The organism is Micromonospora sp. NPDC002411 (genome assembly GCF_053592955.1).
On sequence record NZ_JBSFBM010000066.1, the window covers coordinates 1 to 23,010 of the forward strand.

Below are 23,010 nucleotides of genomic sequence, written 5' to 3' on the forward strand. Positions count from 1 at the left end.
AGATCGTGACCCGGGTGGGCGACCCGGAGGCCGGTGCCGAACTGCCGGTCATCGCGCCCGACGACCCGCGCGCGCTGATCGACGACGTGCTGCTGGGCAGGGAGGACTTGGTGAAGGTGGCCTGCCCCGCGGTGACATCGCGCTGGTAGACCCAGTACAGGAGCCCGGGCGCCGGGGCGTCCCAGTTCAACTCGATGGTGCCGGACCCGGCCGGTTGACCGCGCAGGTTGGTCGGCGCGGCCGGACGGGGCTGGCTGCTCGTCGCGGACACCACGTTTCCGGTCGGGCCCTCACCACCAGAGTTGATCGCGGCGATCTTGTACTCGTACGAGTGGCCGTTGGTGAGGTAGCCGGCGGTCATCGTGCAGCAGCTGGTGACCGGGGTGGCGAGCTTGGTGAAAGCGGCGTCCCCGGCGGTCACGTCCCGCTGGTAGACCTGGTACCACAGATCCGGGGCGGGAGCCGTCCAGGCCAGCTTGATGGTGCCGTCGGCCTGGGCCGTCGCGGTCAGTCCGCTGGGGGCCGCTGGCAGCGGAGCCGTCGGCGTCACCGCGACGACGTTGCTCGCTGTGCTCTCCCCACCCGACCCGTTGGCGCTCACCTTGAACTCGTAGCGATGGCCGTTGGTGAGATAGCCGGCCGTCATCGTGCAACAGGTGGTGACCGGGAACTCGAGCTGGCTGAACTCCGTCTCGCCGGCGGTCACGTCCCGCAGGTACACCAGGTGCCAGTTGTCGGCAGCACCGTCCCAGGTCAGCACCGCCTGGCCGTCTCCGGCCGTGGCCCGCAGGTTGGTCGGAGCGGCGGGCGCCGCGACGTCCGCGGTCGCGGAGGCAACGGCGGACGCCGGTGACTCACCGGCGGCACCGAGCGCGCTGACCTTGTACTCGTAGGTGTGCCCGTCGACCAGACCGCCGGCGGTCATCGTGCAGCAGGCGGTCACCGGCCACTCCAGCTTGGTGAAGTCCGCCTCGCCGGCGGTCGCGTCGCGCTGGTACACCTGGAACCAGACATCCGGCTGCGACTGCTGCCAGGTGAGCTTGATGCTGCCGTCCGGCTGCGCGGCCGCGGCCAGGGCGGTGGGAGTGGCCGGAAGGGGTCGCTGCGCCGTCGCCGTCGCCACGTTGGACTGCACCGACTCGCCGCCCTTGCCGAGGGCGGTGACCTTGTACTCGTAGGTGTGCCCGTTCGCCAGGCCGCCTGCGGTCATCGTGCAGCAGGTGTCGACCGGCCACTCCAGCCTGGTGAAGTCCGTCTCGCCGGCGGTCACGTCGCGTTGGTAGACGTAGAACCAGTCGGTGCTGTTGGCGTGCGTCCACTGGAGTTTGATGTCGCCGGTGGCCTGGGTGGCGGCGGTCAGCCCGGTGGGCGTCGGCGGTCTGCTGTGGAACGCTGTCGCGGTCACCTCGACCGACCGTGGCGACTCGCCGCCGCCGTGCACGGCCACCACCTGGAACGCGTACTGATGGCCGTTCTCCAGGCCGTTCATCGAGAGGGTGGTGTCCTGCGGGGAGGAGTCCCACTGCCGGCTGGCCTCGGTCTCGCCGGCGGTGACGTCACGCCGGTAGACCTCGTAGCGCCAGACGTGCGGAACGGTGTTCCAGTTGAGCGTGATGACACCGCCGTCGGCGGCGGCCGCCACCAGACCGGTCGGCGCCGTTGGCACTCCGATGGTGACGGTCACCGTGGCGGCGGCGGAGAGCGGTCCGGCCCCGGCGGTGTTGCGGGCCGCGACCCGGAACTCGTAGGTGTGGCCGGTCTCGTAGAACACACTCAGCTCGGTGGAGTTCCCGGTGATCGCGGTGGAGACCCGCGCGAAGTGGGTCTGCCCCGCCGTCACGTCCCGCTGGTGGACCTCGTACGTCAGGCCCGTGCCGGCGGGTGCCTGCCAGCGCAGGCTGACGGCGCCGCTACTGTCGGCCTGCGCCGTCAGGGCGGTGGGCGCGGCGGGCACCGCGGCCGGATCGGGCGTGGGCCGGGGCCAGTCGACCTCGACGAACCGGGGCCGGTAGGTGCTCACGTCGCCGTAGACGGCGTCCGCGACGAGACTGTTGACGTTGTACGACACCAACAGCTTCCCGGCGCGTGCCAACTCCGGGTGCACACGGGAGTCGTACACGATGCTGCCGGGGATGGTGGCCGGTTCCGGGGCGGTGAACAACGGCACCGGGCCGGCGAAGGGCCCGGTGGGCGAGCTGGCGGTGTAGGCCACGAAGTCGGCCGAGAAGGTCAGGTTGTTCTCCTGGGTGACCAGTACGTAGTTGCTGCCCACCTTCTGCATGCCGAAACCCGCGCCAACGCCGGACAGCACCCGAGCGGAATCGCCCTGGGCCGTGGACCATCCGCTGCCGGTCCAGAACTGCCAGGCACCGGAGAGTCCGCCGGCCGGCACCCGGGCGACGTGGGCGAAGCGCATCTGGCCGACGGATTCGGCCCCGTAGATGTAGGTGTACGCGCCGTCCTCGAGCACCGCTGAACCCCAGGCGATCCTGTTGCCGTAGCCCCGGTCCACGATGCTCCGCACGGTGAGCGCCGGCAGGTCGAAGGTGACCACGGCGCTGTCCAGTTGGGCGAAGTCCAGCGGCCCGGTGCCCGTCGTCTTCATCCGCTGGTAGACCACCCGCAGCACGCCACTCTCGACAGTGCCGTCGCCGACCCAGTACTTGTCGGCGCTGCCGTCGGTCGGGCGGACGAGCGAGGCGGGTGCGGCGGCCGTGCCGCCGTGCAGTGTCTGGACCAGGTCGGATCCGTCCTGCACCACGATGGAGTTGTTCACCATCGGGGTGTTCTTCGGCAGAGTGTGGTCCGCGTTGACGGTGCCGATCAGGCTGTCCGAGAAGAGCCAGGCGTTACGGCCGTCCGGCAGCGGGATCGAGACGGTGCTGTCTCCACTCGTCCACTTGCCGCCGGTGTCGCCGTACGAGTTGAATTCGGTGTTGAGTGCGGCGGCCGTCATCCCGCCCGCGGGCAGGGCGGCGGCGGCGGGCCCGGGGGGCACGCCGACCAGCAGGCCGAGGGTCACCGCACCGACGAGTGCGACAGCGACACGGGTCCGGGCCCGCGTATGTCTCTTCATTTGTGTCTCCCGTTGTGAGGCGCACATCGTCACAGCGGTCGATTCGAAGCAGCAAGAGACGTTCGGGCGATGCGATAGATACGTGTACATCTAGAGATGGAACAGGAGTGTGTGCTAATCCCAGGGCACGGTCGGCCTGGTGACCACACCGCCGGCTGGGTCCGGGCGGCCGGGTCAGGTCACCGGTCGGCCAGCTCGTCGGCGTCGAGGAGACTGCGGTCGAGCCGCCCCGACCGGTACGCGGCACGCCCGATCATCTGGGCCGCCACCGGCGCGGTCGCCAACTGGAAGACCGCCACCAGCAGGATCATGCCCAGATCCGCCGGTGACCGCAGCCGCAACCCGATGCCCAGCAGCAACAGGAGCACCCCGAGCACCTGCGGCTTGGTGGCCGCGTGCATCCGGGACAGCGCGTCCGGGAAGCGCAGCACACCGATCGCGGCGGCCAGGCCGAGCAACGCGCCGGCCACCAGGCAGAACGCGCCGAGCCAGTCCGCGATCGTCGCGATCACCGCTGCTCCCGGACCGCGAAGCGGACCAGCGACACCGAGCCCACGAAACCGAGCAGGGAGAGCACGACGAGCACCGGCAGTGTGGTGGCGTGCCGGTTGACCGCCGCCTCGGCGCCCACCGCGCCGACCATCGTGGCCAGCAGCATGTCCGCGGCGATCACCCGGTCCACCAGGGACGGGCCGCGGTAGAGGCGAAGCAGCGCGAGCACCGCCGTCACCGACAACAGAGCGGTGAGGACGACGGCCAGGAACGTGGTCACGGGCGGGTTCCCTTCTCGGATGAACCGGTCTCGACGAGGCGCAGTTCGGCGGCGGAGCCCACCGCGCGGATGATCCGTCGTTCGATGGTGAGGGTGCGTTCCCGGGCCACGTCCAGGTCCGCCGGCCGGTGGGTGTCCAGCACGTGCAGGTAGAGCGTGCCGGCGTCCCGGTCCACTTCGAGGATCAGCGTGCCCGGCACCAGCGAGACCGCCTCCGCGGTGAGCGCCAGGTTCAGGTCGCTGGACACCCGCAACCGGACCCCGATGATCGCCCCACGCGGCCGGTAGCCGGGCTGCACGGCGATCCGGGCGACGTGCAGGCTCGCGGTGACCAGCTCGACGACGAACCGGCCGGCGAACACCAGCAGCGCGCCCGGCCGCAGCCGGCCACCGAAGCTCACCGCCGGCAGCGGGTAGAAGACCAGCACCGCGCCGCCCACCAGCAGGCCGCCGACCAGGTTCGCCCAGTTGACGTCCCCCCAGAGCAGGTTCCAGACCAGCACCAACCACCCGAGCGCCACCACCTGGTCCCGCCAGCGCCCGAGCCGGCCGCGTCCGGACACCCTCGGGCCAGAGGCGTCCGGGCCGGCCCCGGTGGAGCCGGTCACGGCTCACCGCCGGGGAGCACGGCACGCACGTACGGGGTACGCAGGCGCAGGTCGGCCGCCGCGTCGGCGGTGACGTCGAAGAGCGGACCGGCCAGCACTGTCAACGCCAGCCCGAGGGCGACCAGGGCCACGGTGGCCCCGACCATCAGCTTCGGCAGCTGGACGACGGGCTCACCGGTGGCCAGCCGGGGCGCGCGCCAAAAGGCGATGTTCCACACCCGGGACGCCACGTAGAGGGTGAGCAGGCTGGTCACGGTGCCGGCGGCCACCAGCACCCCGGGCAGCGGCCCACCGGCCGCCACCCCGGCCTGGAGCAGACCGAGCTTGCCGAGGAACCCGGAGAACGGCGGCACCCCGGCGAGGTTCATGGCGGGGACGAAGAACAGCACACCGAGCAGCGGAGCCACCCGGGCCAGCCCGCCGATCCGGCGCAGGTCGGTGCTGCCGGCGCGCTCCTCGACCAGACCGGCGACCAGGAACAGCGTGGTCTGGATGGTGATGTGGTGCACCACGTAGAAGATCGCGCCGGAGAGCCCGGCGGCGGTGCTCAACGCCACCCCGAAGATCATGTAACCGATGTGGCTGACCAGGGTGAACGAGAAGAGCCGCTTCAGGTCGGACTGGGCCACCGCACCGAGGATGCCGACCACCATGGTCAGCCCGGCGACGACCATCAGCAGCGTGTCCGCCTGCCCACCGGGGAACAGCAACGTCTCGGTGCGGATGATCGCGTACACGCCCACCTTGGTGAGCAGACCCGCGAAGACGGCGGTGACCGGAGCCGGCGCGGTGGGGTAGCTGTCCGGCAGCCAGGCCGACAACGGGAAGACCGCCGCCTTGATCGCGAAGGCCAGCAGCAACGTCAACTCCAGGGCCAGCCGGACCCCGTCGGGCAGGTCGTCGAGGCGGTGGGCGAGCTGGGCGAGATTGAGCGTGCCGGTGGCCGCGTACACCAGGCCCACCGCCGTCAGGAACATCATCGAGGAGAGGATGCTGACCACCACGTACGTCGACCCGGTCCGGATCCGGGTCTCGGTGCCGCCCAACGTGATCAGCACGAAGCTCGCGGCCAGCAGGATCTCGAAGCCGACGAAGAGGTTGAACAGGTCACCGGCCAGGAACGCGTTGGTCACGCCCGCGGTGAGCACCAGGTACGTCGGGTGGAAGATCGACACCGGCGTGGACTCGCTGGTCTCACTGCGACCCTGACCGATCGAGTACAGCAGCACGCAGAGGGTCACCGCCGACGACACCACCACCATCAGCGCTGCCAACTGGTCGGCGACCAGCACGATGCCGACCGGCGCCGGCCAACCGCCAACCGCCACCACCACCGGCCCGTGCCGGTACGCCTGGATCAGCAGCAACAACGCCACCACGAGCGTGCCGCCGAGGCAGAGCACACTGATCGCGCGCTGAATTCGGGGCCACCCGGCCAGCAGCAGTGTCAACGCCGCACCGAACAGCGGCACCACCACCGGCAACGGCACCAACGCGCCCATCACGCCTCGTCCCCGCGCCGCAGCCGACGACGGGCAGGCTCCGGATCGACCTGCTCCGGGTCACCGTTCGGCCCCTCGCCGCCGTGGTCGACGGCACCCACCTCGTTGCGCCCGGCCCGGCGAATGATCTGCCGATCCTCCAGGTCGTCGGGCACCTCGTCGTCACCGGAGAGATACCAACTCCGGTACGCCACAGCGAGCAGGAACGCGGTGAACCCGAAGGTGATCACGATGGAGGTCAACACCATCGCCTGCGGCAGCGGATCGCTCATCCGATCCACCGGCCCGGTGCCGACGATCGGCGCCCCGCCCGACCGCCCACCCAGCAGGATCAACAGGTTCACCCCGTTGCCGAGCAGGATCACACCCAGCAGGATCCGGGTCAGGCTGCGCTCCAACAACAGGATCACCCCGCACCCGAACAGCACCGCGACGGCCAGCACCAGCACCAACGTCGGCCCAGCGTCGCTCGCGGTCATGGCCGTGCCACCTTTGTTCGCGACTGCGGGGCTCGCAACACCGGCTCACTCCTCGCGCTCACCGTGCCACCTTTGTTCGCGACTGCGGGGCTCGCAACACCGGCTCACTCCTCGCGCTCACGGCCGGTCCCCCTTGTCGACGGCCAGGCCACCGGGTGCCTCCCCGGTGGCCTCGATGTGCCGGTCCACCTCCGCGCCGAGGCTGCGCAGGATGTCCAGCACCAACCCGATCACGACCAGGTACACGCCGATGTCGAAGAAGAGCGACGTCACCAGGTGGGTGTCGCCGATCAGCGGCAGGGCCTGGTCGAGCTTGGCGCTCTCCAGCACCGCGCCACCGGCCAGCAACGCCACCACCCCACTGCCGGCCGACACGGCCAGCCCGAAACCGAGGATCGGGCCGGCGCCGATCGGAGCAGCCTCGGTCAGCTCGTACCGGCCACCGGCCAGATAGCGCACCACCAGGGCGAGACCCGCCACCAGACCGCCGGCGAAACCACCGCCCGGCGCGTTGTGCCCGGAGAAGAGCAGGAAGAGGGAGAACAGCACAACGGTGTGGAAGATCAGCCGGATGACCACCTCCAGCACGATCGAGCGGCGCTCCTCGTAGAGGGTGGGGCCACCGCGCAGCCACACCGACCGGCCGGACTCGCTCAGCCGCTGGTCCGACTCCGGGCGGCGCGGTCGCGGCCCGGTGCGGGACCGCTCGAAAATCAGGCTGGCCACCCCGGTCGCGGCCACCACCAGCACCGCCAACTCCCCCATGGTGTCCCAGGCCCGAATGTCGACAAGGGTCACGTTGACCACGTTGCGGCCGTACCCCTGGACCACCGCCAGGTCCGGGAAGGCAGCGGAGATGTCCGGTGCCCGGCGGGCACCGGCGGCGGTGAGGGCCAGCCCGGCGGCCACCACACCCACCGCCACCCCGATCACCCGACGGATCCAGCGGGTGCGGCGCAACGGGCGGGCCGAGAACCGCTCCGGCAGCCGACGCAGCACCAGCACGAAGACCGCGATCGTCGCGGTCTCCACCAGGAACTGGGTGAGCGCCAGGTCGGGCGCCCCGTGCAGGACGAACAGCATCGCGGTGCCGTAGCCGGTCATCCCCACCAGCAGCATCGCGGTCAGGCGGCGACGGGCCCCCACCGCCAGCACCGCGGCGACCGCGATCACCACGACCACCACCGGTTGCAGCGGGCTGTCCCAGAGCGGGATCCGCGCCCGCCACGGGCCGGCGGAGAGCATCGCCGTACCGGGCACCAGCACCAGGGCGACCAGGATGATGCCCAGATACTGCGGCAGGGAGCCACGCTGGGTCGCGCCGGTGACCTCGATGGCCAGCCGGTCGAACCGGCCCACGGTCCACTCGTACCCCTGGTTGCCGCTCACCGGCGCGCGCAGCCGGGCCAGCACCGGGGCGAACGGGCCGCGCAGGGCGAAGAGCAGGCCACCACCGACGAGCGCCACCACTGACAGACCGAGCGCCGGCGTCGGCCCGGACCAGAGCGCCAGGTGCGCGTCCACCCCACCGAGCAGATCGGCGTACGGACGCAGCAGGTCGTCCAGCACCCTCGCGGCCGGACCGGCGAGCAGACCTACCCCGGCGAGCACCGCCGGCGGGACCAGCATCGACGCGGCGACCGGTCCCGGTCGGACCGGCTCCACGCCCGGCCGGTCGGCGAACGCGCCCCAGAGGAAGCGTGCGCTGTACGCGACGGTGAGCACCGTCCCGGCGACCAGACCGGTGAGGAGCACCGGCTGATCGGTGAACGCCGCGAACACCGCCTCCTTGGACACGAAGCCGACCAGCGGCGGCACACCGGCCATCGACGCCGCAGCCAGCACCGCTACCACGAACAGCGGCCGGGACCAGCGCCGCAGCCCGGTCAACTCGCGCAGGTCACGGGTGCCGGCGCCGTGGTCGATGATGCCGACGACCAGGAACAACGCCGCCTTGAACAGCGCGTGCGCCAGCAGCATCGCCACGCCGGCCAGGGCCGCGTCCGGGGTACCCGACCCGGTGACCGCGATCAGCAGACCGAGCTGACTGACCGTCCCGTACGCCAGAAGCAGCTTCAGATCGGTCTGCCGCAGCGCCGCCCAACCGCCGACGAGCATTGTCGCCACGCCGGCGACCTGCACCACCGGCCGCCACGGGCCGACCGTGGCGAGCACCGGCGCGAGCAGCCCGACCAGGTAGACACCGCCCTTGACCATCGCGGCGGCGTGCAGGTACGCGCTGACCGGCGTGGGGGCCGCCATCGCGACCGGTAGCCAGGAGTTGAACGGCAGTACCGCCGACTTGGACAGCGCGCCGGTCAGGATCAGCAGCACGGCCCCGACCAGGTACCCGCCGCCGGGCAGTGCGTGGGAGGTGATCTCCGACCACCGGTAGGTGCCGGCGTGCTCGCCCAGCATGATGAACCCGACCAGCATGGCGAGCCCGCCCAGCGTGGTGACTGTCAAGGCCTGCGCCGCCGCCCACCGGCTGGACCGCCGTTCGGTGCTGTGCCCGATCAGCAGGTACGAGAAGATCGTGGTCAGCTCCCAACCGACGTAGAGCAGCAGCAGGTCGTCGGCGAAGACCAGGACGAGCATCGCACCGGCGAAGGCCACCAGGACGCCGGCGAACTGCGCCATCCCGGTGGAGCCGGTGCTGAAGTAGCGGGCGCTGTAGACCAGGACCAGCGCGCCGACGCCGCCGATCAGCAGTGTCATCAGCCAGGACAGCGTGGTGAGACGTAGCGCGATGTCCAGACCCAACTGCTGGATCCACGGGTACGTCTCGACCACCGCCCCGCCGTCGGCGACATCCGGGGTGCGGGCCACCGCCCAGCAGAACGCGGCGGCCGGCGCCAGCGCCAGCGGATAGCACGCGCTGGAACCCCACCACCGGACGAGCAGCGGTGCGGCGAGAGCCGCCGCGAGGTGGAGGACGAGCAGTACCAGCACCTGCGCTCCCGATCGAGGTGGCCGACGCCCGTGCAGCGGTGGCGCCTAGCAGCGATCAGACGACAGTTCCTCGCCCTTCGGGCGGTTTTGCCGGAATTCGTCCGCAGCCCACCCACCCAGCTCCGCGTCGATCATGGAGCCGTGGTGCCCATTTCGATCGAGAAAGAGAGGCTTTGTCACCCACCACAACTCCATGATCGACCCGACGGTGGGAGGGGTCGGGGGTCAGTGCAGGAGGGCGCTGTTGAGCGGCTTGGTGTCGTCCGGGGCGGGGCAGTCGCGGTGAAGCTCGGCCAGCAGGTCCAGGCGGCCGAGTTGGCGGGCGACCCGGTCGACGACCCGCTCCGCCGCGGCCAGCGACCGCACCGAGAGCAATCGACCACGGCTCTCCCGACGCAGCACGAAGTAGTGGACGGCGACGCGGACCTGGCCGCGATCGGCGGCGCTCGCCTGGGCGGTGCAGCGGACCAGCTCCCGTAGGCAGCGGGCGAGGCGTTCGGCGAGCTCCAGCTCGGGGCCGTGCAGACCGCCACGGAGCGCGGCAAGATGGCTGTCAACCTTGCGAATCAGCACGTCGGTGCCCGGTTCGACGGTGCGCTGCTCGCCGGCCATCAAATCCCCTCACCCCGGTTCGCGTTGCGAGTGAAGTTACTTTATGTTGCTCCTTAGAAGCAAGCAGTTAAGTGAGACTTAACGTATTAAGCGCACGTTCCACGCTTTTTACCTTAGTCGGGCACATTCCGCGTCGGGTCGCTCGTGGATGTCGTACCGGCGGGGCACGATGGACCGGTGACCGGGGCAGACGCAGACGCCGGCACGGTGCTCGCCGGGTTCGGTCCGGCCACCCGTGCCTGGTTCGACGCGGCCTTCGCCGCGCCCACTGCCGCCCAGACCGGCGCCTGGCGGTCCGTCGCCGAAGGCCGTACGCTGCAACGCATGCGTACGTGCCGGGCGTCTGCCGCCGGAAGGTTCACGGTGGTCCTGGCCACGATCGTCGTCGTACTCGCCGGTTGCGGCGGCGGGCCCAGCCCACGTGCGTGGGCGGCATCGGTCTGCGGTGCGCTCACCCCGTGGCGGTCCGAGATCAGCAAGCTGACCAGCAGCACGGACGAGCAGATGACCGCGCAGACCACACCGGCACAGGCCAAGGAGAACCTGGTGCGGCTCTTCGGCGGGGCGGCGCAGGCCAGCGAGGCCGCACGCCGCAAGGTGGAGCAGGCGGGCATCCCGGAGACCGACAACGGCGAGGCGATCTCGGCGGGTTTCCGCAGCTCGCTGGGGAAGATGCGGGACGCCTACGGCCGCGCCCGGGACACCATCGACGGGCTGGGCACCGGCGAGCCGACCGTCTTCTACGACGGCGTGCGGGCCGCGGTGGAGACCCTCAACAAGGAGTACGACGCCAGCGCGCTGGACACCAGCAAGCTCAACTCCGAGGAGTTGAAACAGGCCTTCGACGAGGTGCCGGAGTGTCGCTGAGCGGGTTCGGTGACACTCCGAAGGCGGAACCGCCCCCGGCGCTGTTCCCCGCGCCCGAGGCGGACGCGCCCACACCCGCACGACGGCGCGGCGGCCCGGCCCGCAACGGTCCTTCCTCCCAGGGTGACGAAGCCGGCCGGCAACTTGTCTTCTTCGGCGCTGAGGCAGCCGAACCTGCGGTCGCCGACCTGGCCGGGTTGCTCGCCGGGCCGGGCGAGGTGGTCCGGATGGGTGGTACCGCCCGTCTCTCGGTGCAGGTGGACGCCGCGTGGCGGGTGCACGTGCTCGTCGCCGAGCTGGCGGCACGGGGGTTGGCGGCGAGCTGGGAGCCGACCGAGGGCGAGCGGCACGCCGTCCGCACGTCGTACACCCGGGTCCTGAAGCCGCTCGCGGTCGCCTGGCTGCACGGTTCGACGAAGCGCCCGCCGGCCACCTTCCACCTGACCGGCCGGAGGTTGCGGCTGTGGCTCGCCGCCGCCGGTACGCCGGAGCCTCCCGACGGCTTCCTGTTGTGGCTGGGCGCCGACGAGCAGGAGTGCTGGGAGCCGATCGGCGTCGCGCTCGCCGCGGCGGGGCTGGCGGGGGAGCTGCTCGGCCCGGGGGAGGGCGGCCCGGCGTACCGGATCACCGGCCGCCGCCGGTTGGCCCGGCTAGCCGAGTTGGTCGGCGCGCCACCGCGCGCAGCGCCCCCCACCGCCTGGCTCCCCACGCGCCCCTAACCACCCCCGCACCCCCCTCAACGCGTCGATCATGGAGTTGTCGTGGGGACCTACTGCTCGTTGAGGGCTAAAACGCCCACCACAAGTCCATGATCGACCAGGGTTCGGGGCGGCGGCCGGGTGTCTGGTGTTGGACATTGGGCCGGGGAATCCGGGCGGGAACGGGCGGGTTGGACCTTGCTTGAGGGCCCGGGATCGTCACGGTGACCCTCTCGGAGCCCTACCCACGGTGTACGGTGGCGCCGTCCGGCAGTGCCGAAGCGGTTTACCGCCCCCGAAACCCGAAACGTGGGCGGCGCGTTACGTTGGACATCCGGACCGTCGGTGCGACGGCGGGGTCGAAAGCGGTCGCTGCCCGGGCGCCGGCAGGCCACGAGCAGGAGTGAGGTCGGGGAGAGACGTGCCTAGCAACGCTGGAACCACCCGTCTGGTCATCGTCGAGTCACCGGCGAAGGCCAAGACGATCTCGGGCTACCTTGGCCCGGGGTACGTCGTGGAGGCCAGCTTCGGTCACGTCCGCGACCTGCCGCGTAACGCCGCCGACGTGCCGGCCAAGTACAAGGGTGAGCCCTGGGCCCGGCTCGGGGTGGACGTGGACAACGGCTTCCACGCGCTCTACGTCGTCTCCGCCGACCGCAAGCAGCAGATCAGCAAGCTGGTGAAGCTGGCCAAGGAGGTCGACGAGATCTTCCTGGCGACGGATGAGGACCGCGAGGGCGAGGCGATCGCCTGGCACCTGGTCGAGACGCTCAAGCCCAAGGTCCCGGTCAAGCGGATGGTCTTCCACGAGATCACCAAGCCGGCGATCCAGGCGGCCGTCGCCAACCCCCGGGAGATCGACCGCGACCTGGTCGACGCCCAGGAGGCACGGCGGATCCTCGACCGGCTCTACGGCTACGAGGTCTCCCCGGTGCTGTGGAAGAAGGTCATGCCGAAGCTCTCGGCCGGCCGGGTGCAGTCCGTGGCGACCCGCATCGTGGTCGAGCGGGAGCGGCAGCGGATGGCGTTCCGCACCGCCGAATACTGGGACATCCTGGCCACCCTCGCCGTGGCCGACGCCGGCGAGGGCCCGCGCGCCTTCAACGCCACCCTGATCGCGTTGAACGGCGACCGGATCGCCACCGGTAAGGACTTCGAGCCGACCACCGGCAAGGTGAAGCCCGGCGCGGGCGTCGTGCACCTCGACGAGGGCGGCGCTCGTGGGCTGGCGGCCCGACTGGAGGGGCGGCCGTTCACTGTCACCCGGGTCGAGGAGAAGCCCTACCGTCGCCGCCCGTACGCGCCGTTCATCACCTCGACCCTCCAGCAGGAGGCGGCCCGCAAGCTGCGCCTGTCGTCGCAGCAGACGATGCGCACCGCCCAGCGGCTGTACGAGAACGGCTACATCACCTATATGCGTACCGACTCGGTGAACCTGTCGGAGACCGCCATCTCGGCGGCCCGCCGGCAGATCGTCGAGCTGTACGGCGAGCGCAGCGTGCCGCCGGAGCCGCGTCGCTACACCGGCAAGGTGAAGAACGCGCAGGAGGCGCACGAGGCGATCCGCCCGGCGGGGGACAACTTCCGCACCCCGGGCGAGGTCGCCAAGGAGTTGTCGGCCGAGGAGTTCAAGCTCTACGAGCTGATCTGGCGGCGGACGATCGCCTCGCAGATGACCGACGCTGTCGGTTCCAGTGTCTCGGTGCGCATCCGGGCGGTCTCCACCTCCCAGGAGGAAGCCGACTTCGGGGCGACCGGTAAGACGATCACCGACCCGGGCTTCCTGCGCGCGTACGTCGAGTCCAGTGACGACGAGAACGCCGAGGCCGAGGACGCCGAGCGCCGCCTGCCCAACCTGGTCAAGGACCAGCCGCTGACCGCCGACCAGTTGGCCGCGCAGGGTCACCACACCCAGCCGCCGTCGCGCTACACGGAGGCGTCGCTGGTCAAGGCCCTGGAAGAGCTGGGCATCGGCCGCCCGTCCACCTACGCGTCGATCATGCAGACGATCCAGGACCGGGGGTACGTCACCAAGCGCGGCCAGGCGATGATCCCGACCTTCCTGGCCTTCGCGGTGATCGGGTTGATGGAGCGGCACTACCCCCGCCTCATCGACTACGACTTCACCGCCTCGATGGAGAACGAGCTGGACGAGATCGCCGGCGGTGACCACGCGGCTGTCGACTTCCTCACCGCGTTCTACTTCGGCAGCTCCAACGGTGCCGGTGACCAGGACATCGCCCGCTCCGGTGGGCTCAAGAAGCTGGTCACCGAGAATCTCAGCGACATCGACGCCCGTAGCGTCAACTCCATCCCGCTCTTCACCGACGACGACGGCCGCGAGGTCGTCGTCCGGGTCGGCCGGTACGGGCCGTACCTGCAACGGGAGTTGCCCGGCGGCGAGCAGCCGGCACCTGCTGCCGAGGGTGAGGAGGGCGGTGCCCAGGGCGACCGCGCGCCGATCCCCGAGGGTCTCGCCCCGGACGAGCTGACCCCGGAGAAGGTCCACGAGCTGTTCCTCGGCGGCGGCGGCGAGCGCAAGCTCGGCGACGACCCGGCCACCGGGGAGCCGATCGTGCTCAAGTCCGGCCGGTTCGGCCCGTACGTGTCCAGCGGCGAGCGCAAGTCGTCCCTGCTGCGTACGCAGACACCGGACTCGCTGACCCTGGAGCAGGCACTCAAGCTGCTCAGCCTGCCCCGGTTGATCGGTGTCGCGCCGGACGGCGTCGAGGTCTTCGCCAACAACGGTCGCTACGGCCCGTACGTCAAGCGGGGCGAGGAGTTCCGTTCGCTGGAGTCCGAAGAGCAGATGTTCACTGTCAGCCTGGACGAGGCGCTGGCCCTGCTGGCCGCTCCGAAGACCCGTGGCCGGCGGGCCGCCGCGCCGCCGCTGCGTGAGATGGGCGTCGACCCGGCGACCGAGAAGCCGCTGGTGATCAAGGACGGTCGCTTCGGTCCGTACGTCACCGACGGGGAGTTCAACGCGTCGCTGCGACGCGGGCAGACGCCGGAGGCGCTGACCCTCGAGGAAGCCTCCGAGATGCTCGCCGAGAAGCGGGCCAAGGGTCCGGCGCCGCGGAAGAAGGCGGCGGCGAAGAAGGCCCCGGCGAAGAAGGCCACCGCGGCGAAGAAGACGGCGGCCACGAAGAAGACGGCCGCCGCCAGCAAGTCGACCGCCGCGAAGAAGACCACCACCGCGAAGGCGACGACGGCCAAGAAGGCCCCGGCCAAGAAGGCCGCCCCGCGTAAGGCTGCGACCAGCACCGAGTAGGTCGGCGCCACCCTGGTTCGCTGTAGATCTTGGACAGTTTCCGTTCCGCCGAGACGGAAACTGTCCAAGATCTGCGTCATCCGGTGTTCCGTGTCACGGTCGCCGTGGAGACTTTCGCTGTTTCACCGGTACCGCCGTACCGTATGGCCATGCCGTCAATTCGGAAGAGGCGTGCGGGCGGGGAGAAGCGGGCCGCAGTCCTCGACGCGGTGGCCGACGTGCTCGCCACACGCGGCTACGAGAACACCCGCTTCGCTGACGTGTCCTCGGCCGGCGGTGTCGCGATCAGCACCTTGCAGACCTACTTCGGATCGCGCGAGGACATGGTCATCGAGGCGATGCAGGTGTTCACCGACCGGGAGGTGGACGCCCTGCGAGCGGTGTCCGCCGCCGAAGCCGATCCGTGGCGACGGCTCGTCGCGCTCGTGGACCGGAGTCTGCACAACTCGGAGAGCACCCGGCAGATCCTCGTCGAGTTCTGGCGGGCCGCGATGCGTGACGACGAGCTTCGCGACCACAGCGCCCAGGTGTGGGCCCGCTACCGGGCACCATTCCTGGCCGCCGTGCGGGAGGGCGTGAGCCGGGGTCACTTCACGTTGGCCCACGACGCCGAAGCGGTGACCGATCTCCTGCTCTCGGCTCTGGCCGGTCTGATCGTCTCCCGCGTCCAGCACCATCCCGCGCCGACACCCACTGATTTCCGGACAGTCCTCCTGGCCCAGCTCAGGCTGATGCTGGGCGTCAACGGCGAAGAGCCCCGCACCGAGAGTTGAGGAACGATGACCACCGTCGAGATCACCCGTTTCCGTGTGCCCGCCGAGCGCGCCGAGGCTCTTCTGGCCGCACGGCCGGCGATGCTGCGCGACTTCGAGGCCGACCGCGCAGGCTTCCTCGAAGCGCGACTGGTCCGGTTGTCGGCCGACGAATGGCTCGACATCGTCTTCTGGGTTTCCTCCGAAGACTTCGCCGAATCGCGACGCCGGGGCGCGGACCGGTCGGGTATCCAGACCTTCTTCTCCCTGATCGAGTCGGTGATCAGCGTCGAGGAGGGCACCACAACCGAAGCGACGGGTGCCTGATGCGCGCGGCGTCGCACGACCGGAGAACGGAACGACCATGATCTGGACAGCCGGATTCCGCACCGCCGTGATCAGCCCGTACGAGCGGCTCCAGTTCAGCGAACCCCGTAGCTTCGCCGACCAGACCGTTCGTCAGGTGCTGCACCTGGCCGGCGGTGGGGAGGCCCTTCGCGTACGCCTGACGAACCGCTATGGGCGTACCCCGTTGACCATCGGTGCCGCCACTGTCGTGGTCGGTGACCGGCCCGTGGCACTCACCTTCGACGGTGCCGCGCGCCGTGTCATCCCGGCGGGCGGGGAGGCCGTCACGGACCCGGTCAGCGCTCCCGTGGCCGCCGGCGCGGACCTGGTCGTGAGCCTCTACCTCCCGGAGCGGACCGACCTGGCCACCCACTCCCACAAGCCGGCGGAACTCACCCGAGTAGCCGACGGCAACCAGGTCACGACTCCTCAACCAGGGTGGACGGAGCAGGTCGAAGCCCGGTTCTACATCTCGGGCGTCGACGTGCTCGTCCCGCCTGACACCGCCGTCGGCGTGGCCTTCGGTGACTCCTGGTTCGAGGGAGTCGGCACCACGACCAGCGCCAACCGCCGCTCGGTCGACGTCCTCAACCGACGGCTGAAGCGCGGGTGGGTCGTCAACCAGGGCATCGCCGGTAATCGGCTCCTGCGCGACACGGTCGGCGAACACGGGTTGGCACGCTTCGACCGGGACGTCCTCTCGATACCGGCGGTGACCCACGTCCTGGTCCACTTCGGCATCAACGACCTGGGTCTACCCGGCATGCTGGGTGAACCTCCGGTCACCGCCGGTGACCTGGTCGACGGCTTCCGCGCGCTGGCCGACCGCGCCCACGGCGCCGGCCTGAAGATCCTCGCCGCCACCATCGGTCCCTTCGCGGGTGCGGGCCCCGAGATCAGCACGCCGGAGGGTCTCGCGATCCGGCGTGAGGTGAACGAGTGGATCCGCACCACCGACACCTTCGACGCCGTCTTCGACGTGGCGCGCGCCGTCGCGAACCCGCACGCCCTCGACCACATTCACCCCGCGCTGGACAGCGGCGACGGCATGCACCTGAACGACAGGGGCGCCGAAGCCATGGCCGGTGCCGTCAACCTGGACGACCTCGCGCTCTAGCAGGGCAACCCGTTACGCGCCGAGGACGTGGGTCAGGTGGGGGTTGGTGAAGACGCGGTTCGGGTCCAGGCGATCGCGGACGGCCTGGAAGTCGGCGAAGCGGGGGTACGCCGCGGCCAGCGACGCGGCGTCGCGGTAGTGCATCTTGCCCCAGTGCGGTCGGCCGCCCAGCCCGGCGGCCACCTGCTCGAAGGCCCGGAAGTACGGCTCGTACGGCATGCCGACGTACTGGTGCACGGCGATGTAGGCGTTGTCCCGCCCGTAGCCGTGGGAGAGCCAGATGTCGTCGGCGGCGGTGAAGCGCACCTCGACCGGGAAGAGCACCTTGAACGGCAGTCCGTCGACGATCCGCCGGAGCGCCGCGAGCGCCTCGGGCAGTGCCTCGCGGGGCAGGCCGTACTCCATCTCCATGAAGCGGACCCGGCGCGGGGTGCAGAACACCCGGTCGGAGCGGCCGGTGTACCGGCGTTCGGTGAGGGCACGGGCGGAGACCGCGCTGATCCCCGGCGCGAGGGCGGGCACGGCCCGGCCGAGGCGGCAGGCCCCGGCGAAGACCCGGTTGGACAGGAAGTCGTCGTCCAGCCAGCCGCGCCAACGGGACAGCGGCCGGTCGTTGGCGGGTACCCGGTCGTTGGCCTTGACCTGGACCCGAGAGGTGTACGGGAACCAGTAGAACTCGACGTGGTCGTGGCGGCCGATCAGCGCGGGCAGCTCGCCGAGCACATCCGCCATCTCGGCCGGGCGTTCGTGGGCGTGCAGGACGAAGGCGTCCACGCAGCGCAGGGTCACCTCGACCAGTACGCCGATCGCGCCGAGCGACACCCGGGCGGCGGTGAGGACGTCGGGATTCTCGTCGGCTGAGCAGTGCAGCACCTCGCCGGTGCCGGTGACCAGTGTGATCGCCTCGACGAAGGTGGAGAGGCACCCGTAGCCGGCGCCGGTGCCGTGGGTGCCCGTGGAGATCGCCCCGGCGACGGTCTGCGCGTCGATGTCGCCGAGGTTGGGCAGCGCGAGGCCGTGCCGGGCGAGCAGGCTGTTGAGCGTGTGCAGTGTCATTCCCGCCGGTACGGTGACCAGCCGGCGGGCGACGTCGACGCTGACGGGGGTGTCCAGCTCGGACAGTTCCATCCGGCGGTCGTCGGCGAGTGCGACGGCGGTGAACGAGTGGCCGCTGCCCGTCACGCGGATCCGACCACCGGTGGCGACGGCGTCCCGGACGGCTTCTGTGACGTCGGTCGGCGAGCCGGGGCGCAGGATCGCGGTGGCGCTGCCACGCTGGTTGCCGGCCCAGTTGGACCATGTGGCGGTGAGCGATGCGGTGCCGACCATGCGCGCTCCTCATTCATGAATATGAACTGACTTCATATCAGGAACGTTGTACCTGGTAAATACCGCAATCGCGATCCGCTCGTTGTACCGGTAGTCACGGACTCGTGACGTGGAGATATGTTCATCCGTCGAAGGGGGGTGGCGCAGAGTGTCCACACCAGCCGCCACGACCGGTCCGCTGCGCCGCGTACCGGTGCAGGGTCGAAGTGTCGCGCGGGTACAGCGCATGTTGGATGCCTGCGCCGAACTCGTTGACGAGGTGGGGTACGAGGGGCTGACCACGACCCTGCTCGCCGAGCGGGCCGAGGTGGCGATCGGGTCGGTGTACCAGTTCTTCCCGGACAAGCGGGCGATCGTGCAGGCGTTGACCCTGCGCACGATGGAGTCCTACCTCCAGCGCCTCGACGAGCGGTTCGCCTCCGACGAGATGACCCACTGGTGGGACGGCGTCGACGCCGGGATCGACGAGTACATCACCATGCACCGCACCGTCCCCGGCTTCCGTACCCTGCACTTCGGCGACGTGGTCGACCTGCACCTGCTCGACGAGCAGCGGGACAACAACGGCGTGATCGCCGACCAGTTGGCCCGGGTGCTCACCGAGCGTTTCGGGCTCACCGACGTACCGAAGCTGCGCTTCGTCCTGGAGATCGCGGTCGAGGCGGCGGACGCGCTGATCAAGCTCGCGTTCCGGCGCAGGTCCGACGGTGACGAGCGGGTGCTGATCGAGGCGAAGGCGCTGATCCGGGAGTACCTGCATCGGCAGGTCGACGGCGAGGACAGCGGTCGGCCCGCTGTCGGCCAGCAGGCCCAGCCCGCCTGATCCGTGCTCGTGGCCCGGGGGCGGGCGTCGGCTCAGAGGAACGCCTGCCCCTCCCCCCGGTAGGTGGGCACGCTCGCCACTACCGTGTCCCCCTCGACCAGGTGCAGGTCGTTGACCCGTTCACACAGCTCGCCGGCCTTGGCGTGCCGGAACCACACCCGGTCGCCGACGCGCAGGGTGGCCGCCGCCGCGCCGGACAGCGGGGTCTGCACCTCACCGGCGCCCTCGGTGCCGACCAGCTTGAGCCCGGCCGGCAGCCATGGCCGAGGTAGCCGGCTGTCGGCGGCCGGACCGGAGGCGATCCAGCCGCCACCGAGCACCGTCGCCAGCTCCGGCGTCGGCCGGCGGACCACCGCGCAGGCGAAGAAGGCCGCCGGGGTGGGGCGCCAGGCGCGGTAGGCGTCGAACAGCGTCGGCCCGTACAGGCCCGATCCCGCGGTGACCTCGGTTACCGCGGGATCGGCGCTGGTCGCCGCCACGCTGCCGGTGCCGCCACCGTTGACGAACTCCAGGTCGGCGTGCTCGCGTACCGCGGCCACCGCCGCACCTCGGCGGGCCAGCAACTCGCGGTACGACCCGCGCTGGGCCAGCCTGATCGCGCCGGCCAGCAGCGTCTGCCCCGGCGGCGCGTCGCCCAGGCCGGCGATCTGCGCTTCGTACGACATGAGCCCGACCAGCCGGAAGCCAGCGCGGCCGGCGACGGTGGCGGCGAGCGCGCCGGCCGCCCGTGCGCTGTGCACCGGTGAGCGGCGGACGCCGACGTGCACCCGCCCCCGTATCGGCCGCCAGGAGGCGTCCAGGTCGAGGCAGAGTCGTAGCTCGGCGCGCTGCCCGGGGGCCCGGACGGCGTCGATCAGGTCGAGTTGTCCGGTGCCGTCGATCATCAGGGTGATCGCGGCGGCCAGGGTCGGGTCGCCGGCCAGTTCGGCGAGCGCGGCCCGGTCCGCGCTCGGGTACGCGACCAGGACGTCGTCGCTCACACCGGCACGAACCAGCCAGATCGCCTCGGGCACTGTGAACGCCATGATGCCCTGCCAGCCGGGCCGGGAGAGGGCCCGACTGATCAACTCCCGGCTGCGCACCGACTTGCTGGCCAGGCGGACCGGTTTGCCGCCGGCCAACTCGGCCAGGGCGGCCGAGTTGGCGTCGAAGGCGGTGAGGTCGACCACGGCGTAGGGCGGGTCGAGGTGGGCGGTCGCCCGATCAAGGCGCTCGCGAAGTTTGTCGCTTTCGATGGCCACGTGTGCACGCTAACTGTCCGACGGTGAATGCGAAATACCCTCGCGTACGTCCGGGCTGCGGTCGGTGGCTCCGGCGGCCTAGGCTCAGCGAGCAGGAGAATGTCGCCGGTGGGGTGGCCCCCCACCGGGTCTAGAGTGTTCCACCGGAGGCGCCCAGCTATGGGCCGGCACGTGGAGGTACGGCCATCGAAAGCCAGAACAGCGGCGAGTCGCCCGGCGTGTCGCGCTCCGGCGGTCGGTCCGACGCCGCTGCCAATCAGCCCAGCGGCGGTCAGGTCGATCCGTCCGGCTATGCCGCCATCCGGTCAGTTCTGCGCATCCAGCCGTTCCGCCGGCTCTGGATCGTGCTCGGCGCGGCCTCCTTCGGCGACTGGCTCGGCCTGCTGGCCACCGCTCTCTTCGCCGCCTCACAGGTGCAGGGCAGCACCGCCCAGGGTGCCGCGTTCGGTGGAGTCACCGCGATCCGGCTGCTGCCCGCGCTGGTGCTCGGCCCGGTGGCCGGCGTCTTCGCCGACCGGTTCGACAGGCGCTGGACGATGGTCATCTGTGACCTGCTGCGCTTCGTGCTCTTCGCCTCCATTCCGCTCTACGCCCTCACCGGCGCCGCAGGCGGCCTGGTGGTCGGCTGGGCGCTGATCGCCACGTTCCTGATCGAGTCGCTCACCCTGCTCTGGATCCCGGCCAAGGAGGCCGCGGTCCCCAACCTGATCCCGCGCGCCCGGCTGGAGGCGGCCAACCAGCTCACCCTGATCACCACGTACGGCCTCACCCCGGTCGCCGCCGCCATCGGCCTCGCCGTGCTCGACCGTGGCGTCCGTGGTGCCGTCGGTGGCGACCTACCCTCCTGGGCCGAGCCGGCCCAGCTTGCGCTCTGGATCAACTCCTTCTCCCGGCTCGCCACGGCACTTGTGGTGGCGTTCGGGATCAAGGAGATCAGTGACGCGCAACGCGGTGAGGCCGAACGTGCCGAGCAGAGCATGTTCCGGCAGTTCTCCGAGGGCTGGAAGTACATCGGCCAGACCCCGCTCGTCCGTGGCCTGGTCCTGGGCATCTTCGGCGCGTTCGCCGGTGGCGGCATCGTGGTCGGCACGGCCAAGTTCTTCGCCAACTCGCTGGGCGCTGGCGACGCCGCGTTCTCACTGCTCTTCGGTGCCATCTTCGTCGGTCTGGCGCTCGGCATCGGGCTCGGCCCGATGATCGTCAAGGAGATGTCCAGGCGTCGCTGGTTCGGCATGAGCATCGTGCTCGCCAGCGCCGCCGTGATGACCCTCGCCTTCGCCATCCACCTGTCCATGGCGATCGTCGGTGCGGTGCTGGTCGGCGCCGGTGCCGGGATGGCGTTCCTGGCCGGCACGACGCTGCTGGGCGGCGAGGTGGCCGACGAGGTGCGCGGCCGGGTCTTCGCCGTGGTGCAGATCGGCACCCGGCTGGTGCTGATCCTGGCCATCGGGCTGAGCAGCGTGTTGGTCGGCGTCGGCGGCTCCCGCAAGCTGGAGATCGCCGACCTGGGCGTGTCCATCTCCTCGACCCGGTTGCTGCTGCTCGCCGCCGGTGCGGCCGGCATCTTCGCCGGGATCAGCGCGTTCGGCCAGATGGACGACAAGAAGGGCGTCCCCGTCCTCGCCGACCTCTGGGGCTCGATCCGGGGCCGTCCGCTGATGCCCTCCGAGCCGTTCGTCTCCACCGGGCTGTTCGTGGTGTTCGAGGGCGGCGAGGGCGCCGGCAAGTCCACCCAGCTCGCCGCGCTCGCCGAGCGGCTGCGCGGCCAGGGGCGTGACGTGGTGGTCACGCGGGAACCGGGAGCGACAGCTGTCGGTCAGCGGATCCGGTCGCTGGTGCTGGACACCTCCGGCGACGAGGCCCCCTCGCCGCGGGCCGAGGCGCTGCTCTACGCCGCCGACCGCGCGCACCACGTGGCCACAGTGGTCCGGCCCGCGCTGGTCCGGGGCGGTGTGGTGATCAGTGACCGGTACGTCGACTCGTCCCTGGCGTACCAGGGTGCTGGCCGGACGCTGCCCGTCGACGAGGTCTCCTGGCTCTCCTCCTGGGCCACCGGTGGGCTCAAGCCCGACCTGGTGGTGCTGCTGGACGTCGAACCGCACACCGGCCTGTCCCGGGTCGTCTCGCGCAACGCCGGCACCGACCGGCTGGAGGCCGAGTCGGTCGCCTTCCACGAGCGCGTCCGCTACGCCTTCCTCGACCTCGCCGCCGCCGACCCGAAGCGCTACCTGGTCCTCGACGCGTCCCGACCGGCCGACGAGATCACCGGGCGGGTGGTCCGCCGTGTCGAGGAGATGCTCGGCAGCCCGGGCGGCATCGTGCACCCCCGGCCGGCGCAGGGCCCGGACACCTCGGTGCAGCCCGAGTTATCCGACGCGGAGCTGGTGACGATGGAGCACAAGACCTGATGCCGGACGTCTTCGCCGACCTGGTCGGTCAGGACGACGCGGTGGCCGAACTGCGCCGGGCACCGTCACGGCAGCCCGTGCGACCAACTGCTCGGTGTTCGTTACCTCGCCGCCGACGGTGAGCTGGTGAGCGCCGGCGGTGGCGCACCCGGGCT

The 23,010-nt window shown here is 70.8% G+C and carries 18 protein-coding genes; 8 read left to right on the top strand and 10 right to left on the bottom strand.

What is annotated here, in order from left to right; genetic code table 11:
- The 8 genes from ACWCO3_RS11015 to ACWCO3_RS11050 form a co-directional block, all read right to left on the bottom strand.
- Positions 1–3,076, bottom strand: a 3,076-nt coding sequence (locus ACWCO3_RS11015) for a fibronectin type III domain-containing protein (protein WP_450009644.1), incomplete at its 3' end; no start/stop codon positions are given.
- Between the two features lie 179 nt (positions 3,077–3,255).
- Positions 3,256–3,585: a monovalent cation/H(+) antiporter subunit G gene (gene mnhG / locus ACWCO3_RS11020; RefSeq protein ID WP_088991858.1), complete on the bottom strand. Its 330-nt coding sequence runs from the start codon at positions 3,583–3,585 to the stop codon at positions 3,256–3,258.
- The gene (locus ACWCO3_RS11025; RefSeq protein WP_145784963.1) at positions 3,585–3,848 is read right to left on the bottom strand and encodes a monovalent cation/H+ antiporter complex subunit F; all 264 of its coding nucleotides are present in this window, start codon (positions 3,846–3,848) and stop codon (positions 3,585–3,587) included. The genes mnhG and ACWCO3_RS11025 overlap by 1 nt, the downstream gene beginning before the upstream one ends.
- Positions 3,845–4,456 (bottom strand): Na+/H+ antiporter subunit E, encoded by a 612-nt coding sequence (locus ACWCO3_RS11030; protein ID WP_145784964.1) that lies wholly within the window; start codon positions 4,454–4,456, stop codon positions 3,845–3,847. The genes ACWCO3_RS11025 and ACWCO3_RS11030 overlap by 4 nt, the downstream gene beginning before the upstream one ends.
- On the bottom strand, positions 4,453–5,958 hold the full coding sequence (locus ACWCO3_RS11035) for a Na+/H+ antiporter subunit D (protein WP_145784965.1): 1,506 nt from the start codon (positions 5,956–5,958) through the stop codon (positions 4,453–4,455). The genes ACWCO3_RS11030 and ACWCO3_RS11035 overlap by 4 nt, the downstream gene beginning before the upstream one ends.
- The gene (locus tag ACWCO3_RS11040) at positions 5,958–6,437 is read right to left on the bottom strand and encodes a Na(+)/H(+) antiporter subunit C (protein WP_145784966.1); all 480 of its coding nucleotides are present in this window, start codon (positions 6,435–6,437) and stop codon (positions 5,958–5,960) included. Before ACWCO3_RS11040 ends, ACWCO3_RS11035 begins: the two co-directional genes overlap by 1 nt.
- A gap of 117 nt (positions 6,438–6,554) precedes the next feature.
- Positions 6,555–9,389: a Na+/H+ antiporter subunit A gene (locus ACWCO3_RS11045; RefSeq protein ID WP_450009647.1), complete on the bottom strand. Its 2,835-nt coding sequence runs from the start codon at positions 9,387–9,389 to the stop codon at positions 6,555–6,557.
- Positions 9,390–9,614: 225 nt separating this feature from the next.
- Positions 9,615–10,001: a hypothetical protein gene (locus tag ACWCO3_RS11050; RefSeq protein WP_450009649.1), complete on the bottom strand. Its 387-nt coding sequence runs from the start codon at positions 9,999–10,001 to the stop codon at positions 9,615–9,617.
- Between the two features lie 324 nt (positions 10,002–10,325).
- On the opposite strand from ACWCO3_RS11050, the gene ACWCO3_RS11055 reads away from it, so the two are divergent.
- From ACWCO3_RS11055 to ACWCO3_RS11080, 6 genes are all read left to right on the top strand, one after another.
- A complete protein-coding gene (locus ACWCO3_RS11055; RefSeq protein ID WP_145785962.1) occupies positions 10,326–10,868 on the top strand; it encodes a nucleoside/nucleotide kinase family protein in 543 nt (180 codons plus the stop codon).
- Entirely contained in the window at positions 10,859–11,587 is a 729-nt protein-coding gene (locus ACWCO3_RS11060; RefSeq protein ID WP_450009651.1) for a hypothetical protein, read from the top strand. Before ACWCO3_RS11055 ends, ACWCO3_RS11060 begins: the two co-directional genes overlap by 10 nt.
- A 400-nt stretch (positions 11,588–11,987) precedes the next feature.
- Positions 11,988–14,837 (top strand): type I DNA topoisomerase, encoded by a 2,850-nt coding sequence (topA, locus tag ACWCO3_RS11065; RefSeq protein ID WP_145785964.1) that lies wholly within the window; start codon positions 11,988–11,990, stop codon positions 14,835–14,837.
- A 149-nt stretch (positions 14,838–14,986) separates the two neighbouring features.
- Positions 14,987–15,610, top strand: coding sequence for a TetR/AcrR family transcriptional regulator (locus ACWCO3_RS11070; RefSeq protein ID WP_450009653.1), 624 nt, complete (start codon positions 14,987–14,989; stop codon positions 15,608–15,610).
- A gap of 6 nt (positions 15,611–15,616) precedes the next feature.
- Complete coding sequence (locus tag ACWCO3_RS11075) at positions 15,617–15,916, top strand: antibiotic biosynthesis monooxygenase (protein WP_450009655.1); 300 nt, start codon at positions 15,617–15,619, stop codon at positions 15,914–15,916.
- A 37-nt stretch (positions 15,917–15,953) separates the two neighbouring features.
- Positions 15,954–17,054 (top strand): GDSL-type esterase/lipase family protein, encoded by a 1,101-nt coding sequence (locus tag ACWCO3_RS11080; RefSeq protein WP_450009657.1) that lies wholly within the window; start codon positions 15,954–15,956, stop codon positions 17,052–17,054.
- A gap of 12 nt (positions 17,055–17,066) precedes the next feature.
- Here ACWCO3_RS11080 and ACWCO3_RS11085 read toward each other — a convergent pair whose 3' ends face one another.
- Positions 17,067–18,383: a D-arabinono-1,4-lactone oxidase gene (locus tag ACWCO3_RS11085; protein WP_450009658.1), complete on the bottom strand. Its 1,317-nt coding sequence runs from the start codon at positions 18,381–18,383 to the stop codon at positions 17,067–17,069.
- Between the two features lie 226 nt (positions 18,384–18,609).
- Here ACWCO3_RS11085 and ACWCO3_RS11090 point away from each other — a divergent pair, with 226 nt between their 5' ends.
- The gene (locus ACWCO3_RS11090; protein WP_357839425.1) at positions 18,610–19,206 is read left to right on the top strand and encodes a TetR/AcrR family transcriptional regulator; all 597 of its coding nucleotides are present in this window, start codon (positions 18,610–18,612) and stop codon (positions 19,204–19,206) included.
- 32 nt (positions 19,207–19,238) lie between these two features.
- Here ACWCO3_RS11090 and ACWCO3_RS11095 read toward each other — a convergent pair whose 3' ends face one another.
- The gene (locus ACWCO3_RS11095) at positions 19,239–20,447 is read right to left on the bottom strand and encodes an amino acid deaminase/aldolase (RefSeq protein WP_354876597.1); all 1,209 of its coding nucleotides are present in this window, start codon (positions 20,445–20,447) and stop codon (positions 19,239–19,241) included.
- Positions 20,448–20,764: 317 nt separating this feature from the next.
- Here ACWCO3_RS11095 and tmk point away from each other — a divergent pair, with 317 nt between their 5' ends.
- Positions 20,765–22,855 carry a dTMP kinase gene (gene tmk, locus ACWCO3_RS11100; protein WP_280116522.1) on the top strand — a complete coding sequence of 697 codons (2,091 nt, stop codon included), beginning with the start codon at positions 20,765–20,767 and terminating at the stop codon, positions 22,853–22,855.
- The last annotated feature ends 155 nt before the right edge of the window (positions 22,856–23,010 follow it).